The sequence below is a fragment of the Nitrincola lacisaponensis genome, assembly GCF_000691225.1.
Classification (GTDB): Bacteria; Pseudomonadota; Gammaproteobacteria; order Pseudomonadales; family Balneatricaceae; genus Nitrincola; species Nitrincola lacisaponensis.
In genome coordinates this window covers 456296-472371 of the sequence record NZ_JMSZ01000032.1, presented here as the reverse complement: position 1 = coordinate 472371, position 16076 = coordinate 456296, and the positions used below count along the sequence as shown (strand labels likewise).

The following is a 16076-nucleotide window of genomic DNA, read 5'->3' as shown; positions in this document are numbered from 1 at the left end:
AGTTGAAGACTAAAGTTCCTTTAGATCCTTCTGCATTACTCTGGTAATAGCCCAGAAACCGACCAACGGCCCCGGTAGTAACAGATAGATAACCCAGAGCTGCAAAGAAGGCCACAGCGCCATGACCATCGCAATAGACGGCAGTGTCAGTGCAAAACCGATAGAATTCATCATGGCAAGTGCTGATCCCAGATGTTCACGCGGGGCGTTGGCCGAAGCCAGAGCTGAAAACTGGGGGGAATCGGCAACGACTAATATGCCCCACAAAACCAGCAAAAAGAGTAATAAAACTGGAGATAGCTCACCGATCCATGGATAAAAAATACACAGCGCTCCAGAGCCACCCAGCGACACGCGGGCAACCGTTAAACTTCCGCATACCCGACTGAAATAACCACCCAACACACAACCCAGCATACCACTGGCGACAACCACAAAGGCCATCCAGCTCACCCAGCCCGGCGAAGCATCCAGTCTCAATACTTCACGGGTCACCAGAATAGGTACCAGTGTCCAGAAGGCATAGAGTTCCCAACAATGCCCAAAATACCCTAAGCTGACCTGTCGAAACCCTTTATCCCGCCAGGCTGCAAGCCCTCTGAATGGGAAGCCTCGCCCGGTACTGGCAGGCAGTTGCCGTCCTTCTCCCAACAGATAGATTATGGCAGCAGCCAACACTGCCAACAGAGAAGCCAGCATCAACGGGACATGCCAGTCCAGTCCGGGTGTCACTGCCCTCAACAGATGCGGTGTCGCAATACCCAGCGTTAACATGCCCACCAGCCAGCCCAGCGCAGTACCGGCATACTGGGGCGTCCAGCTGATCACCAGTTTCATGCCCAACGGATACACTCCGGCTAGACTCAGGCCGGTCAAAAATCGCAGTAGCAATGCCCCGGAAGTACTGTCAACAGCATAAATAAACAATACATTGGTGAGTGCGCCGAAACAGGCAGATACAGCAAACACGCGACTGGCACGAAAGTGATCTGCCAGTCCAGTGGTTGCCAGTAGCAGAGTACCACTGATAAACCCGAGTTGAACCGCCAGCGTCAAATGCCCCAGTCCGGCTTCTGTCAGACCGACCGACTGCATCAGATTCAGGGCAACTCCATTCACACTGAACCACAGGGATGTACCCAATAGTTGGGCAATGACGATCACAGCCAGAGGATGGCGGGCAAGTATCGTACTGCACAACTCTATGACTGACCTCAAACGCAACCGCCTGTCAGAAATTCAACCAGTTTGCCTTGCCTTTAACAAAAGAATCAATACTAAAAACTTATGGCAAGATAACTATAAAAAAACCGCCTGTACAGGCGGTAGGTTTTCTCTCTGGGCTCAGCATTTCTTACTTGTATGTCGGTGGTTATAGCCATGTGCTGCTATCCATTCAACGCATAGCGGGGCATCTCAAAGGCTGGGGGCATCGATTGGGGATACAAGGTGTTGTGCCCCTAAATTTGCCCCCATTATGCCCCTGCTTTAGCGGGTAATTGTGAGAAGGTGTAAGAACAAGAATAGGCCTGAAGGCCAGGTATTACAATGGGGTTAAGAATGCAAGGGAACTGCTAAGACTTGATAGTGGTCGGCGTGAGAGGATTCGAACCTCCGACCCCTTCGTCCCGAACGAAGTGCGCTACCAGGCTGCGCTACACGCCGTAATGCGGTGCGTAATTTAGACAAACCCCGCTGAAGTTTCAAGCCCCTGTGCCTTATCTTTTAATCCGTCACCGGACGCAAGCGCACTACCTGACCGGGGCTCTGATCTGTCAGCAGCCAGATCTCACCTTCTGGCGACTGGCGAATATCCCGGATGCGCTGTGCGAAGCCTTGCAGCATCCTCTCCTCTTCCTGCAACTGGTACTCGCCCTGCAGTTCAGTTATCGATACTCGCGAGATCAACCGGTCGCGCAAGGCTCCGTTCAGTATTTGCCCGCGCCAGCTTGGAAACTCATCACCGGTGTAAAACACCATGCCGCTGGGTGCAATCGAAGGTGTCCAGTCCAGTAACGGTGACTCCATCCCGGGTAGCTCGGTATGTTCAGTGATACGTGACCCACTATAATTAATACCGTGGGTCACCTCAGGCCAGCCATAGTTAAGTCCAGCCTGAATGCGGTTGACTTCATCCCCTCCTCGAGGGCCATGCTCATTAGACCAGACCTCTCCAGTCTGAGGATGCAGCGCCATGCCCTGCGGGTTACGATTTCCCAGGGTATAGATTTCATCCAGAACCGAGCTGTCTCCAGTAAAAGGGTTGTCTTCGGGGATACGGCCATCATCATGTAACCGGATGATACTGCCCGCATGATCCAAGCCATCCTGCGCTTTCTCCATTTCGCCCCGATCACCCACAGACAGATAGAGATAACCGTCTGAATCAAACACCATCCGACCACCAAAATGACGCCCACCCGATGCACGCGGCAAGGCCTCAAACAGCAGTTCGGTATCCACCAATGCATGATCTTCAAAGCGGGCTCGCATCACACGTGTTGTCAGCCCCTCATCGGTCTGATCAGAATAGGACAAATACACCCAGCGATTCTGTTCAAACTCCGGGTGCAATACAATATCCAGCAAACCACCCTGACCAACGGCTGCGACTTGAGGTACTCCGGCAATTGGATCAGGGTGCAAGCGCCCCTCTTGAATCAGACGTAAGCGCCCATCCCGCTCGGTAACCAACTGCTCCCCCGTCGGCAGAAAGGCAATCGACCATGGATGGCTCAAACCGTCAGCAACAATTTCGATACCTACCCGGTAGTGCTCTGTCTGAAATTGCAAACCGGCCCAGGATGACTGAGCACAACAGGTCAGCACACCAACCAGTAGCAGTCTTACCATGGGAATACGCATAAGCACCTCTTTTGTATTGATAACTTTTTTAACCAGATGAGCGCCTTTCAAAAACCTCAAGGGTCTTCTACTATTAGCGGTCAATCTGAAAAACCCAGTAATCGAGTGTTTAAGGATAACCCATGAAATTAAAACAACAACTAACAGCTCTGGCAGCGGCTGCCTGCCTTTCCATGAGTGCCACCTCATTCGCACAGGAAACACGTGAATTCTCGGTATCCACCGTACTTGGTGATGCCTTCCCCTGGGGACAAGCGGCTACGAAGTGGGCTGAACTGGTCGAAGAGCGCTCTGAAGGTCGCATGAAGCTGACGGTCTACCCGAACGCACAGCTGGTATCCGGAGATCAGACGCGCGAATTTTCAGCCATGCGCAGCGGTCTGATTGATATGGCCGTTGCCTCTACAATCAACTGGTCACCACAAGTTCCTGAGCTGAACTTGTTCTCCCTGCCCTTTCTGATGCCGGATGAAGCGGCGATTGACGCCATCACTCAGGGTGAAGCCGGTGAAGATATTTTTGCAGCCATTGAGCGTCGTGGTGTGATTCCGTTAGCCTGGGGAGAAAACGGCTTTCGTGAACTCTCCAATTCACGTGGCCCAATCGCAGAACCCGCCGATATGCGTGGTTTGAAGGTGCGTGTTGTCGGCTCACCTCTATTCCTGGATACCTTCAACACACTGGGCGCTAACCCAACTCAGATGAGCTGGGCTGATGCTCAACCAGCCCTCACCACCGGCGCCGTTGATGGCCAGGAAAATCCGCTGTCAGTCTTTGATGTAGCGCGCATTGATCAGGTAGGTCAAAAATACCTGACACTCTGGCGCTATATGGCAGATCCGCTAGTATTCGGTGTCAATCAGCGCGTCTGGAACTCCTTGTCTGAAGAGGACCGTGAGATTCTGCGTGAAACCGCGATTGAAGCAGGTGCCTGGGAAATCGCCAAGTCACGTGCGGAGCTGGCTGAAACCCTGGAGCGCATCAAAGAGCGCGGTGTCACTGTCAATGAGCTGACGCCCGAACAACACCAGGCTTTTGTTGATGCCACACAGGCCGTGTATGAAAAATGGGTGCCGCGTATCGGCGCAGAGCTGGTTGAAAAAGCCCAGGCTGCAATTGATGCACGCTGATTGAATGTAAGGATGCGCCATCGTATCCGGACGGCAGTGCCGGATACGATGTTTCAGTCACCACTGTCAGATTATATCCCGATATGTCAAATCCAAAATCCCGTCCTGAGGCCTGGCTCGCGGCGCTGGCTTTATCAGCAATCTGTCTGATCAGCCTGGGCAATGTCCTGGTGCGCTACACCACCAACGCATCTTTTGCCTTTACCGAAGAGTTCTCGGTATTTTTGCTGGTGGTACTCACCTTTGCCGGTGCAGCCGTTGCAGCACGCCGACATGAGCATATTCGTATCATTATGCTGGAAGAACACTTGCCCCATGCGCTAAAGCGCCCTTTGTATCTTCTGCAGTGGTTACTCAGCATGCTGCTGTTAGGGCTGATTGTCTGGTACGGCGGTTTGCTGACCTATGAAGAATATCAATGGGAGTCTTTATCTCCCGGTCTTGGGTACCCTACCTGGATCTACCTGATCTGGTTACCCCTGTTAAGCCTGGCGATCATGTTCCGCCTGACACAGAGCCTGGTTGAACGCTGGAAGCAGAGTAAAGCACTTGAGCGAGGTGACCCATGAGTCCGGATCTATGGATGCTGCTTATTTTTGGACTTGCAATGCTATTAGGGGTGCCGGTTGCCTTCGCGTTGGGCCTTGGTGGTGCCGCCGGTATTCTGGCAGGACTGTCGCCAGATATGCTGGCCACGCTGGGAACCAACACCTACAACAGTATTGCCAAGTATCCATTGATTGCGATCCCACTGTTTATTCTGACCGGTTTGATCTTTGAACGTGCGGGCGTTGCCGCCAGTCTGGTACGCTTTGCCCAGTCACTCATCGGACCGCGTCACGGCGGACTGGCACTGGTCGCGGTGCTGGTGTGCCTGATCATGGGGGGGATGAGTGGATCCGGCCCTGCCGATGCCGCTGCAGTTGCCATGGTAATGTTACCCAGTATGACCAAGGCAGGCTATCCCAAGCCTTTTTCAGCCTCACTGATTGCCGCATCCGCCTCCACAGCGATTCTGATTCCACCATCCATTGCCTTGATACTCTATTCCGTGGTGATGCCCGGTGTTGATCTGCGTGCGCTGTTCGCAGCGGGCCTGTTTCCCGGCATTCTGGCAGGCCTGTCATTACTGCTGCCCGCCTGGTGGTTGTCCCGTCGCTATGGCTGGGAAGGTCCGGACAGTGGAGAACGTCCACCCATTCGTGAAAGCTTTATCAAAGCCCTGCCTGCCTTGTTTGCCCCAGTCCTGATTCTGGGTGGCTTGCGTTCAGGCCTTTTTACCCCGACTGAAGCGGCTGTTGTGGCCGTCACCTATGGCTTGCTGATCGGGATCTTTGTCTATAAACAACTGTCCCCCAAAGGTCTGCTAGACCTGATGGTGGAGGCTGGCAAAATTTCCGGTGTGGTGATGATCATCATCTCCCTGGCAGGCATTTTCGCCTGGGCAGGCACAACACTGGGCACTTTCAGTTCACTGGCAAATGCCATGCTGTCCATTTCAGATAACCCCTGGACGCTGTTGTTGCTGATCATGCTGCTGGTATTGATTGCCGGCATGCTGCTGGATGCGGTTTCCATCTATCTGATCATCACGCCCATTCTGATTCCTCTGGTCCACCATTTTGGCTGGAACCCGGTCTGGTTCGGCATTTTGCTGGCAATGAACATTGCCATCGGTCAGTTTACACCACCCGTCGCTGTCAACCTGATGGTCACAACCAAGGTCGCCAATATCCGGCTGGAAAAAACTTTTCTCTGGTCGCTGCTGTTCATGGTAACCATGTTCTCATCCCTGCTGCTGGTGATGCTGGTACCCGGTATAGCACTCTGGTTGCCGGACAGGCTCGGCTTTGTCGTTGGCCCCTGGTAACGAACTCAAGGACGCTTAGATGCAAAACGAACACACACGCGAGCTGGCCGAACAGGCAACCGTGCAGGTAAACCCTTCTGTCGAGTTAAAACTCGGCATTCTGCTGGTCGCGGCGGCGGCTATCGTCTGGAGCTTTGGTGGCGCCCTGGGACGGATCGTCACAGCAGAAGACAGCTGGACGATTATTTTCTGGCGCTCTATCTGGGCCAGTGTGTTTCTGTTGGGCTTTATGCTCTATCGCAACCGACTGAGCGGTACCTATCGGATGTTTCGCTACATGGGGCTGCCTGGTCTGGGCGTTGCACTATGCTTCGCCACAGCCTCAACTTCCTTTATTGTCGCGCTCAAGTATACGACTGTCGCCAATATTCTGTTGATTCAGGCAGGTGTTCCCTTAATTGCGGCTTTAATGGCGTGGATTATTTTCCGTGAAAAAGTCAGTCTGCCAACCTGGATTGCCATCGCAGTAGTCATTCTCGGTGTTGGTGTGATGGTATCGGAATCCTTTACCGGGCAGGTCTCTCCCATCGGTGACTCTCTGGCCTTACTGATTGCCTTCTGTTTTGCCACGGCCACCGTCATTACCCGACGTTATGCCCATGTACGCATGGCTCCGGCAGTCTGTACCGGCACACTGATAGCCGCCGTTGTGTCAGGAACCCTGGCGTCTACACTGGTCACCAGCACCTATGATAGTGGTATTCTGTTTGCGTTCGGCGCCTTGAACCTTGGTCTCGGGCTGGCCCTGTTTGTCACGGGTGCCCGACTTCTCCCCTCACCTGTTGCGGCATTGATTGGAACTGCAGAGCCCATGTTAGGCCCCGTTTGGGTCTGGCTGTTTCTGAACGAAATCCCCAGCCATATGACGCTTATCGGGGGGGCGATTATTCTGGCTGCTCTGCTGGCTCACCTGACCTGGCAAATGCTGCATCATCGGCGTGTGATGGTGGGCCCGACTCCCAATTAACCCAAATACTCATGCGTTCTTTAGCGCGTACAAATCAACTATACTGTGTTTGAAACCATATCATATGCGACCAGGGGTTGATGTTTTGCTGAAAGCCGCTGCCTTAGGCAAACACCTGACAGCCCTTCTTTTGGGCTTGTCCGGCTTGTTTTTGTCATTCAGTGCCCTCGCATTGGAACCGGTACGGTTGCAGTTAAAGTGGACACATGCCTTTCAGTTTGCCGGTTATTATGCAGCACTGGAACAAGGCTACTACCGTGAAGCGGGTCTGGATGTAACCCTCATCGAAGGGCAGCCCGGCATTTCAGTCATCGATGAAGTGCTGTCTGGAAATGCCGATTTTGGTATTGGTACCAGCAGCCTGTTATTGACACAACCCACCGCCGAAATCGCCCTGCTGGCCAATATTTTCCAGCACTCACCCCAGGTACTGGTTGCAGTCAATCACAGTCCTTTTCAAGGCGTACACGATCTGGCAGGTAAAACCCTGATGCTGGAAGATGGTGCTGATGAGTTGATCGCCTATCTGATCAGTGAAGGGGTAACACCGAATACCTTTCAGCAAGTACCGCATGATTTCAGTATCGATAGTCTGATAGAGGGCCGTGTGGATGCCATGTCAGCTTACCTGACCCACGAACTCTACTATCTTGATAAAGCAGGTCTGAGTATTCAGATTTACACACCGCGCTCGGTTGGCATCGATTTTTATGGTGATAATCTGTTTACCCGACGTGAACTGGCTTCACAGCACCCGGAACGGGTTGAAGCGTTCACACAGGCCAGCCTGCGTGGATGGGACTATGCACTGAACCACATAGATGAAACCATTGAGCTGATACGTCAACACTACACCACAGCACATTCGGCTGATTTCTTGCGCTTCGAAGCAGAAGGTATGGTCCAGCTGATTCGCCCGGATCTGGTCGAGCTGGGCTACATCAACCCTGGGCGCTGGCAGCATATTGCCGAGATCTATCAGGACCTGGGATTACTGGACGCCATACCTGACTGGAACCAGTTTTTCTTTCAGCCCGAAAAAGAAAAGCTCAAAGACTGGCTGACACTGTTGATTATCTCATCTATTCTGGTGGCGCTGCTTTCTGTGATTGCACTGTATATCTATCGTGTTAACAGGCGATTGCGCCAGCTGTTAACAGAGCAGCGCCGTGATCATCATCTCAAGCAGGATCATAATCACATCCTGGCAATGATTGCCGCAGATCAGCCACTGGATGCAACTCTCGAAGCCATAGCTCTCAGTATTGAGACCTATCGCCCGGGTTACCTCTGCAGCATTCTGTTATGTGATACTGAACAAAACTGTCTGGTGCAAGGTGCTGCTCCCAGTCTTCCGGAAAGCTATAACTCACGCATCCGCCAAGTGCCAATTAAAGTAGGTGCCGGTTCCTGTGGCACTGCGGCGGCCACACGCCAACGGGTCATCGTTTCAGACATACAATCACATCCCTACTGGAAAACAGTTCGTGAACTGGCTGCCTCTGCTGGTCTGGCTGCCTGCTGGTCACAGCCCGTACTGGATAAGTCCGGACAGGTATTGGCAACCTTTGCCCTGTATCATCGCCAGCCGTGCGAACCCTCTGAAGAGGATATCCGTCTGATCGAAGAGGTTGCCCAATTGGCGGCAATCGCCATCGAGCGTAACGAAGTGATGCAATTGCTTCGAACAAGCGAGCAACATCACCGTTACCTGGCACAACACGACCCCCTGACCGGACTCGCTAACCGCCACCTATTCAGTGACCGTGTTGAACAGGCTATTCGCCTGGCAGAGCGGGATCAGTCACATCTGGCACTTTTGCTCATCGATCTGAACGACTTTAAACTGATTAATGATGCCCACGGGCACGCAATTGGGGATGCACTGCTCCAGGCCATCGCGACAAGGCTCCGGGAAAATGTTCGCAACTCTGACACTGTCTGCCGTTTCGGGGGGGATGAGTTCATTATTCTTTTACAAGGCATTCAGCAAACTGCAGAAGCCTTCTCCATTCGTGAAAAACTGTTGCAGGCAATGGATGAGCCCTTTCAGGTTGAAACACTGCAGATTCAGTCTGGCTGCAGTATTGGTGTTGCTTGTTATCCTGAGGATGGACTGGATGAATCCAGCCTGACCCAGATGGCAGATCAGCGTATGTACGATGAAAAACGCCGGTCAAAATAACCGGCGCCTGAAGGTCGATTTAGTCATCACACCTTAAACTTGCCAAGCTGCTGCTCCAGAGCATCGGTGATCTGACTCATCGTATCACTGACTTCACGCACATCCCCTGCCAAACTGGCCAAACGTGCACTGGCATCCTCAACGACCGTGATATTTCGGTTGATCTCTTCACTAACCTTGTCCTGCTCTTCAGCAGCGGTCGCTACCTGGGTCACGTTGTTGGTAATCGCTGCTATGCTTTTAGCCGCAGACTCCATCTGCTCGTACGCCTGACGGGCATCTTCAACCGTTTTGGTGACCCGTTGGGTGCTGGCTTCCATATCACGCACAGATGCAGTCACATCCTTCTGCAGCGTCTCAATCAAGGCATGTATTTGCCCGGTCGAATCCTGGGTACGCTTCGCCAGTCCACGTACTTCATCTGCGACCACCGCAAAACCGCGCCCCTGGTCTCCGGCACGAGCTGCCTCTATGGCCGCATTCAATGCCAACAGGTTGGTCTGCTCAGCAATGCCCTGAATCACCTCAATAATGCCATAGATGTTCTGACTACTTTCGGCCACACTGGCAACACGCGTACTGGCCTGATTGATCTCATCTGCCACACTGCGTACTTCGTCTACCGTGTGCCTGAAAGCTTCACGTGCATCGCTGAGCGCATCATTGGAGTCTTCGGCCTGCTGTGCAGTGCGTGCAGCCAGATCAGCAACTTCGTTTGCAGTCGCCGACATCTCGGTCATGGCAGAGGCGACACTTTGCATTTCTTCCTGTTGCGAACGCGTGGCAGCCGCAGTTTGCTGCGAGGCCTGTACCAGTGACTGGCTCTGTTGCCGTAATGCCTGCGCGGATGCATTCAGGTCCATGATCATCTGACGTAACTTGGCTGTAAATGCATTAAAGCCATTCGCAATACCGATCAATTCGGCATGACTGGTCACCTGCAGCTGACGAGTCAAATCGCCTTCTGCTCCAGACAGGTCTTCAACCAGGGCACGCATAGTCACCATCGGCTGAGTGGTGAAACGCAACCACAGCGCCAATGCCAACACGGCCAGCAACAACAAGCCCCCACCCAGAGTAACCATGGTCATGGCCGTGCGCTGAAAGCCCGACAACAAATTGGATTCCAGTTCACGAGTCGCAGCAAACGCCACCTCGGTCGGCAGACTGATAACAACCTGCCATTGTTGATCAAACGCTTCGAAAGGTACTGCTGTACGCACCAGTGTAGTCACATCATTCTGAAGCAGGTCTCCCTGCATGGATGTCAGGGTTGACTGCAACTCAGGGCTGACCTGATTCAGACGCTGACCCAATGCATCCGGAAACGCACTGCTCGCAATCACAAACCCCGCCTGACTGATCAAATGAATCTCGGCCTGGCCATTAAACAGACTCTGTTGATAGGCCTCCACACGCTGCTGTATCACCGGCAGGTTGATATCGACACCGACAACACCCCGGAACTCCTGGTCGACTACCACCGGATAGACCAGGGATGTCAGCAACTCCTCATAACCTTCCGATATTTCATACAGATAAGGCTCCATCAGGCAGGGCTTCAGCGTATCACGGGGACACAGATACCATTCTGATTCACGGATACCGTTGGCATTCAACGTTTCATCATATTTAAAGCTGCTATCCGCTGTTGGAAAAAACGTCAGCTCACCAGAATCTCTGACCCAATAGAGTTCCAAAACACCTTCATCAGAAGAATGCTCAAGATGCGGGCCAATGTTAAACGCATCCTGCCAGTCATATCCATCCGGTTCAAAATGTGCATAGGCGGCGCTGATGGCCGGGTTCGCGGCCAACGTATCCCTCACCATCTGCATCACCGTAGAACGCTGGAAAGGTGGTGCATTGGAGCCACTGCCACTGGCCGTAGCACTGACCTTGTAACCCAGCGTTTTCGGAATATCGAAGCTGCGGTTAATAAACACCGAGACTTCCGTTGAGACAGAGGCTGCAGAATCATGCAGGTTGGCGACCATCTGAGCCTCAAATGAAGTCGCTGCCAACTCCACTGCTTCCTGCCCACTTTTCTGCATGGTCATCCAGCCCACTAAAATCACAGCCGTCAGTGTCAGGGTCAGCCCCAGCACTGCGCCAAGAATCAACTTGAATCTCAGTGACAAACGCTTCATGCTCATAGCCTTATTTATATGAGTTAGTGTGAATTAAACATAACACATTTTCAGGACAACGGAATGACAAAAATGCTTGTAGAACATCAAGAACCAGAGGATGCGGAAACACGTCGAGCGATCAAACCCGTCATCTGTTATCCGACTGACACCCTGCCTCCGGCAGATCTGGCAGGCTATCAGGTGGCCAGAAAACACCTGACCTGTACCAGCACCCTGCGTATCCCGCCCAGAGAAGCACGCAGCTTTACAGTACCCGCAGGCACCTTCTTCCGTATTGTCAGTGTCGAGGGGCCACAAGTCGGCGACCTGAACCTGTTTAACCAGCACAATCTGCAAGAACGTTTCTATGCTGGCAAAACCAGAGCCTTACACGGCACGCACCTGTCGACCGGTGATCGCCTGTGGAGTACCTTTCCCTATTTGCGTCCACTCGCGACGATCACTTGTGATACGCTGGACTGGTATGGCTTTGACGCAGATGGCGGCAGTGTTCACGATGTGATCGGCACACGCTGCGACCCCTATACGCACCGACTGCTCAGTGGACAGGACTATGATCATTGCTGTCATTCAAACCTGTATCAAGCAGTACGACAAACCAGTCATCTGCCTGATCCGCAAGCAGAACAGCTGGTGCATGATGTGTTGAATGTGTTCATGTGTACCGGCTTTACCCGGGATACGCATCAATATTTCATGAAGGCCAGCCCGGTACGTCCTGGTGATTATCTGGAGTTTTTTGCTGAAGTTGATCTGTTAGGCGTGCTGTCGGCCTGCCCTGGCGGTGATTGCAGCAGTGAGCACTCCAGTGACCTCGCAACCTGCTATCCGCTCGAAGTACAGCTGCTGCAGCCTGAGCCGGGTATTTTGAAAGACTGGCGCTCTCCTGAAGTCTCCGGTTACCACCACCCGGATTAACGCAAGCGCTGATGGCGGCTGATCAGCTTATCCAGCTGTGCCGCAAAAGCCTGACGGTCACGCGCATGCAAAGGTGCCGGACCGCCGGTATGCTCACCACTGCTGCGCAGCGTTTCGAGAAAATCACGCATATTCAATCGCGAGCCAATTGAATCACGTGTAAACAACTCACCTCGAGGGCTCAGGGCATGCGCCCCTTTTGCAATCACTTCAGCAGCCAGGGGAATATCACTGGTAATCACCAGATCTCCGGCACTCGCCTGTCGTACGATCTCATTATCTGCCACATCAAAACCTGATCCAACGCGCAAACTGCTGATCCACTCCGAAGGCGGGACGCGGATAAATTGGTTGGCAACCAGAATCAATGGCAACTCAGCCCGCACCGCAGCCTTGAAGAGTATGTCCTTAATCACCACCGGACAGGCATCGGCATCCACCCAGATTTTCATAAATGTTCCTTACCCGTCACTCTGCCAAACTGTGCATGGGTCAACGCTTGCAGCCTGTCCGGAGCCAAACTGATCTCCAACCCACGCCGCCCTGCACTGACATACACCAGCTCAAAAGACTGCGCCGAAGCATCAATCACTGTCGGCAAACGTTTCTTTTGCCCAAGTGGGCTGATTCCGCCCAGAATGTAGCCAGTAGATTTTTCAACCTCAGCCTGATCTGCCATTTCAGCCTTCTTGGCACCCAACGCTTTGGCGGCCTGTTTCAGGTTCAAACGCTCCGACACAGGCAGCACGGCGACTGCCAACTGTCGACCATCAAGCGACACCACCAGTGTTTTGAAGACCTGCTCGGCTGGCAACCCCATTTTTTCGGCGGCCTCCAAACCATAGGAGGACGCCTGCGGATCATGCTGGTAACTATGAACCTGGTGCGGCACACCTGTTTTACGGAGTAGATTGATCGCGGGAGTCATGGCTCGTAAGACGCTCCATCGAATAGCCTGAAATGAAGTCAGCATGGTAAACCCTAACCTGCAGCATTTCACCCTCCCCTGTGGCCCTTCGAAAAATTTTCTGAAAAAACGCTTAGAAAACAGTTGCAGCGAGAACCAAAGCCTATATAATACGCGCCACAATATAGGACTATAGCTCAGTTGGTTAGAGCACCACCTTGACATGGTGGGGGTCGCTGGTTCGAGTCCAGTTAGTCCTACCAAATTCTGAAAAAGCCGCTCAGGGTAACCTGAAGCGGCTTTTTTGTGGATGCTGTCAATCTAATCTCTTGGCTCATACACCACAAACCGCTTAAGCGTCGTTTCGACCACTTCCCAGGTTCCCTGGAAGCCTCGTGGAATCACAAACTCATCACCGGCTTTTAGGGTAGTTGCATGACCTGCACTATCCGTCACAATGCTGATGCCTTCACGTATACAGCAATATTCTTCTTCCGTGTAATGAACCCGCCATTTACCCGGCTCACTTTTCCATAAACCGGAAAAGAACACTTCATGCGCATCACTGTAGTGCATCCACAGTGTTTGCAGAGGATTACCGCTGATCAGTTTTTCTTCAGCCAGATAATAGGTTTCAGGCTGCACATCAGGCTGGTTTAACAGTTTCAGGGTCGCTACGGTCATCATCAGACTCCAGTACACAAGGTCATGCGTTATTGTCGATCAATTCAACGCGGCTCTCAACTGATACACCCCATGCCCAAGCCACTCATGTAGTCCCTGAGCACTCTGACGGTAATAATAGGCTGTGGGAATCCAGCGTACCCAGCCTTCCGGCGGGGGTGTCGAAAACTGTATCGGTGCGGCAATCACCTCTAATCCCTGTTGCTCAAACACGGGGACGGCACGTCGCAAGTGCCAGGCCTGACTGATCAGCAGTACACGCTGAACGCCATCGGCCTGAAGCATACGCGCGCTGTAAAAAGCATTTTCATAGGTGGTGCGACTGCGATCCTCGACCCAGGTTGCCTGCAGTGCAAAGCTGGCCTGAAGTACCTGCTGCATTAATTCGGCTTCGCTCTGGGCTTCGTTATGTACCCGTCCGCCACTCACCAACACAGGCAAGCCCGTCTGTCGATGCAGAAAGGCTGCATAATTCAATCGACTCAGTGTCTGTTCACTGGGTGCATCCAGCCAGCCAAACTCTGCACCATCAAATGCTCGCCCACCACCCAATACCACAATCGCATCGGCATCCAGCGAATCCAGACTCACCGCGGGATAGATCTCCAGCGAGCGCTGCAGCTGATGACTGACCAAAGGCAGCCCCAGTATCCAGAGTGATACAGCAGCAAGCAGCACCATGCAGGTTCCGCTGCCGCGTCGTCCAAACATCCAGAGCAGAACACCCACTAACAGCATCAATACCTGAATACCCGGTGGCAACGCAAAGTACTTCAGCAAGCTCACGCAGATCTCCTGTGATAAAGAAGCAGAGTTTTCCGGATCTGCCTATAAGTTTTTCTTATGGATTTAAGGGTACAGTCTTGATACTACCTGTTGGTTCAGCTTTGATTCAACGCGTAGAATCGCTTTTTTGTATATTGGATATCTGCTCATGTCTGTTAGTCAGCGACCAACCACCTCATGGTTGATGATTTTTTTACCCTTCGCATTGGGCTATTACCTGTCCTATCTGCTGCGAACTGTAAATGCGGTCATTTCGCCTGACCTGACAGCAGACCTGGGTCTTTCTGCCTCAGACCTGGGGCTGCTCACCAGCGTATATTTTCTCACCTTCGGTATTGCACAGATTCCGTTGGGCATTGCACTGGATCGCTATGGCCCTAAACGGGTACTGGGTACATTGTTGCTGCTGGCTGCAGCCGGTTCTGCCGCGTTTGCACTCGGAGAGACCCGTAGTCAGCTTACCCTGGCACGCGGGCTGATCGGTTTCGGCGTATCCGCCTGCTTGATGGCTGGTTTAAAAGGGTTCGCGCTCTGGTATCCCCCTGAGCGGCAAAGCTCGATGACCGGCTTCATTATGGCTGCGGGTGCGCTTGGTGCCCTCACAGCCAGCACCCCCATGGAAGCCCTGTTGCCTGTATTGGGATGGCGTGGTGTATTCTGGCTGATTGCGGGATTGTCTCTGGCATTATCACTGGCGGTATTCAATACCCTGCCGGGTGATGCCGCACACACATCGAATGAATCGTTGGGACAAACACTGAAATCCGTTGCACAGATTTTCCTGTCCCCTGCTTTTTTACGCTTTGCCGGTTCTGCAACCTTTTTCACGGGGGGCTTCATGGCGATGCAGAGCCTTTGGGCAATTCCCTGGCTCATGCAGGTAAATGGTTTCTCCATCAGCCATGCAGCTCAATACCTGATGATACTCAACCTGGGCATGCTGACCGGACAGCTCTCTATTGGCCTGTTCGGCACACGGCTCAGCCAGCGGGGTATCACCCCCTTGAACTTCCTGCAATTTGGCTATGGCACCATGCTGGTGGTGCAATTGCTGATCCTGACACAAACAGGACCCGCCCTGCCTCTCTGGTTTATGCTGGGCATCCTGTCTGCAGCCAATGCGCAAACCTATATAGCAACGGCAACCCAGTTTCCGAAGTCAGCTTTTGGTCGTGTCAGTACAGCCATTAATCTGATGGCTTTTGCCGGTGCCTTTATCGTGCAATGGGGTATGGGAATTGCCCTGGATATACTTCAATTCCATGAGTACTCTATGGTTATAGCATTAAAAATAGCCTTTGCTGGGCTAATTGCTATACAAGTACTGTGCTATGTGCCTTTATTTATGAAAAATAAATCCAGACAATAAAGAATAATATTGAGTTTAAGATATAGACTCATTCATCTATAATGCTACAATTTTTACGGCATCCACTATTATTCAAATTAATAGTCGCATAAAGACAATTTCTAGTCGCATTGATACCATTTTATTTTAAGTGTCACGGTAGTCTGAAGGTGGACATTCACCTGAAGGACATTATCATGACTGATAGTTATATTTCTTTCACCCGCTCAAACATCAAGAAAACCTTAATTAGCTCTTTTGTT

Annotated in this window: 14 protein-coding genes and 2 tRNA genes; 8 read left to right on the top strand and 8 right to left on the bottom strand. The window is 52.3% G+C overall.

Features of this window, described 5'->3' with window-relative positions; all coding sequences use genetic code 11:
- Positions 1-9: 9 nt before the first annotated feature.
- The 3 genes from ADINL_RS12250 to ADINL_RS12240 form a co-directional block, all read right to left on the bottom strand.
- Positions 10-1200 (bottom strand): MFS transporter, encoded by a 1191-nt coding sequence (locus ADINL_RS12250; protein WP_036548282.1) that lies wholly within the window; start codon positions 1198-1200, stop codon positions 10-12.
- Positions 1201-1588: 388 nt separating this feature from the next.
- Positions 1589-1665, bottom strand: a tRNA-Pro gene (locus ADINL_RS12245).
- Between the two features lie 60 nt (positions 1666-1725).
- Positions 1726-2865 (bottom strand): PQQ-dependent sugar dehydrogenase, encoded by a 1140-nt coding sequence (locus ADINL_RS12240; protein ID WP_051632773.1) that lies wholly within the window; start codon positions 2863-2865, stop codon positions 1726-1728.
- A 122-nt stretch (positions 2866-2987) separates the two neighbouring features.
- Here ADINL_RS12240 and ADINL_RS12235 point away from each other — a divergent pair, with 122 nt between their 5' ends.
- The 5 genes from ADINL_RS12235 to ADINL_RS12215 all read left to right on the top strand — a co-directional run bounded on the left by ADINL_RS12235 (position 2988) and on the right by ADINL_RS12215 (position 9017).
- Entirely contained in the window at positions 2988-3995 is a 1008-nt protein-coding gene (locus ADINL_RS12235; RefSeq protein WP_036548272.1) for a DctP family TRAP transporter solute-binding subunit, read from the top strand.
- An 83-nt stretch (positions 3996-4078) separates the two neighbouring features.
- Positions 4079-4564 (top strand): TRAP transporter small permease, encoded by a 486-nt coding sequence (locus ADINL_RS12230; protein WP_036548269.1) that lies wholly within the window; start codon positions 4079-4081, stop codon positions 4562-4564.
- Positions 4561-5865: a TRAP transporter large permease gene (locus ADINL_RS12225; RefSeq protein WP_036548266.1), complete on the top strand. Its 1305-nt coding sequence runs from the start codon at positions 4561-4563 to the stop codon at positions 5863-5865. The genes ADINL_RS12230 and ADINL_RS12225 overlap by 4 nt, the downstream gene beginning before the upstream one ends.
- Before the next feature lie 19 nt (positions 5866-5884).
- On the top strand, positions 5885-6832 hold the full coding sequence (locus tag ADINL_RS12220) for a DMT family transporter (RefSeq protein WP_152547673.1): 948 nt from the start codon (positions 5885-5887) through the stop codon (positions 6830-6832).
- A gap of 85 nt (positions 6833-6917) precedes the next feature.
- Entirely contained in the window at positions 6918-9017 is a 2100-nt protein-coding gene (locus tag ADINL_RS12215) for a diguanylate cyclase domain-containing protein (protein WP_051632772.1), read from the top strand.
- A gap of 26 nt (positions 9018-9043) precedes the next feature.
- Here ADINL_RS12215 and ADINL_RS12210 read toward each other — a convergent pair whose 3' ends face one another.
- Complete coding sequence (locus tag ADINL_RS12210) at positions 9044-11167, bottom strand: methyl-accepting chemotaxis protein (RefSeq protein WP_036548265.1); 2124 nt, start codon at positions 11165-11167, stop codon at positions 9044-9046.
- A 63-nt stretch (positions 11168-11230) separates the two neighbouring features.
- Between ADINL_RS12210 and ADINL_RS12205 the strand changes: the two genes are divergently transcribed.
- The gene (locus ADINL_RS12205) at positions 11231-12088 is read left to right on the top strand and encodes an urea carboxylase-associated family protein (protein ID WP_036548263.1); all 858 of its coding nucleotides are present in this window, start codon (positions 11231-11233) and stop codon (positions 12086-12088) included.
- Here the strand turns inward: ADINL_RS12205 and ADINL_RS12200 are convergent.
- Together ADINL_RS12200 and ybaK are read right to left on the bottom strand one after the other, a co-directional pair.
- Entirely contained in the window at positions 12085-12540 is a 456-nt protein-coding gene (locus ADINL_RS12200) for a YaiI/YqxD family protein (protein ID WP_036548257.1), read from the bottom strand. The two genes, ADINL_RS12205 and ADINL_RS12200, sit on opposite strands and share 4 nt — an antisense overlap.
- Positions 12537-13061 (bottom strand): Cys-tRNA(Pro) deacylase, encoded by a 525-nt coding sequence (gene ybaK, locus ADINL_RS12195; RefSeq protein WP_161667752.1) that lies wholly within the window; start codon positions 13059-13061, stop codon positions 12537-12539. The genes ADINL_RS12200 and ybaK overlap by 4 nt, the downstream gene beginning before the upstream one ends.
- A gap of 120 nt (positions 13062-13181) precedes the next feature.
- On the opposite strand from ybaK, the gene ADINL_RS12190 reads away from it, so the two are divergent.
- Positions 13182-13258, top strand: a tRNA-Val gene (locus ADINL_RS12190).
- Between the two features lie 58 nt (positions 13259-13316).
- On the opposite strand, the gene ADINL_RS12185 is transcribed toward ADINL_RS12190, so the two are convergent.
- Positions 13317-13679: a cupin domain-containing protein gene (locus tag ADINL_RS12185; RefSeq protein WP_036548253.1), complete on the bottom strand. Its 363-nt coding sequence runs from the start codon at positions 13677-13679 to the stop codon at positions 13317-13319.
- 39 nt (positions 13680-13718) lie between these two features.
- Positions 13719-14465: a YdcF family protein gene (locus tag ADINL_RS12180; protein ID WP_036548250.1), complete on the bottom strand. Its 747-nt coding sequence runs from the start codon at positions 14463-14465 to the stop codon at positions 13719-13721.
- Positions 14466-14613: 148 nt separating this feature from the next.
- Here ADINL_RS12180 and ADINL_RS12175 point away from each other — a divergent pair, with 148 nt between their 5' ends.
- On the top strand, positions 14614-15834 hold the full coding sequence (locus tag ADINL_RS12175; RefSeq protein WP_036548248.1) for an MFS transporter: 1221 nt from the start codon (positions 14614-14616) through the stop codon (positions 15832-15834).
- The last annotated feature ends 242 nt before the right edge of the window (positions 15835-16076 follow it).

What these genes read in the sequence shown, in the direction of transcription:
- ADINL_RS12240 (WP_051632773.1), bottom strand. Translation starts at nt 2,865, where the DNA reads ATGCGTATTCCCATGGTAAGACTGCTACTGGTTGGTGTGCTGACCTGT.
- ADINL_RS12235 (WP_036548272.1), top strand. Translation starts at nt 2,988, where the DNA reads ATGAAATTAAAACAACAACTAACAGCTCTGGCAGCGGCTGCCTGCCTT.
- ADINL_RS12230 (WP_036548269.1), top strand. Translation starts at nt 4,079, where the DNA reads ATGTCAAATCCAAAATCCCGTCCTGAGGCCTGGCTCGCGGCGCTGGCT.
- ADINL_RS12225 (WP_036548266.1), top strand. Translation starts at nt 4,561, where the DNA reads ATGAGTCCGGATCTATGGATGCTGCTTATTTTTGGACTTGCAATGCTA.
- ADINL_RS12220 (WP_152547673.1), top strand. Translation starts at nt 5,885, where the DNA reads ATGCAAAACGAACACACACGCGAGCTGGCCGAACAGGCAACCGTGCAG.
- ADINL_RS12210 (WP_036548265.1), bottom strand. Translation starts at nt 11,167, where the DNA reads ATGAAGCGTTTGTCACTGAGATTCAAGTTGATTCTTGGCGCAGTGCTG.
- ADINL_RS12205 (WP_036548263.1), top strand. Translation starts at nt 11,231, where the DNA reads ATGACAAAAATGCTTGTAGAACATCAAGAACCAGAGGATGCGGAAACA.
- ADINL_RS12200 (WP_036548257.1), bottom strand. Translation starts at nt 12,540, where the DNA reads ATGAAAATCTGGGTGGATGCCGATGCCTGTCCGGTGGTGATTAAGGAC.
- ybaK (WP_161667752.1), bottom strand. Translation starts at nt 13,061, where the DNA reads ATGCTGACTTCATTTCAGGCTATTCGATGGAGCGTCTTACGAGCCATG.
- ADINL_RS12185 (WP_036548253.1), bottom strand. Translation starts at nt 13,679, where the DNA reads ATGACCGTAGCGACCCTGAAACTGTTAAACCAGCCTGATGTGCAGCCT.
- ADINL_RS12175 (WP_036548248.1), top strand. Translation starts at nt 14,614, where the DNA reads ATGTCTGTTAGTCAGCGACCAACCACCTCATGGTTGATGATTTTTTTA.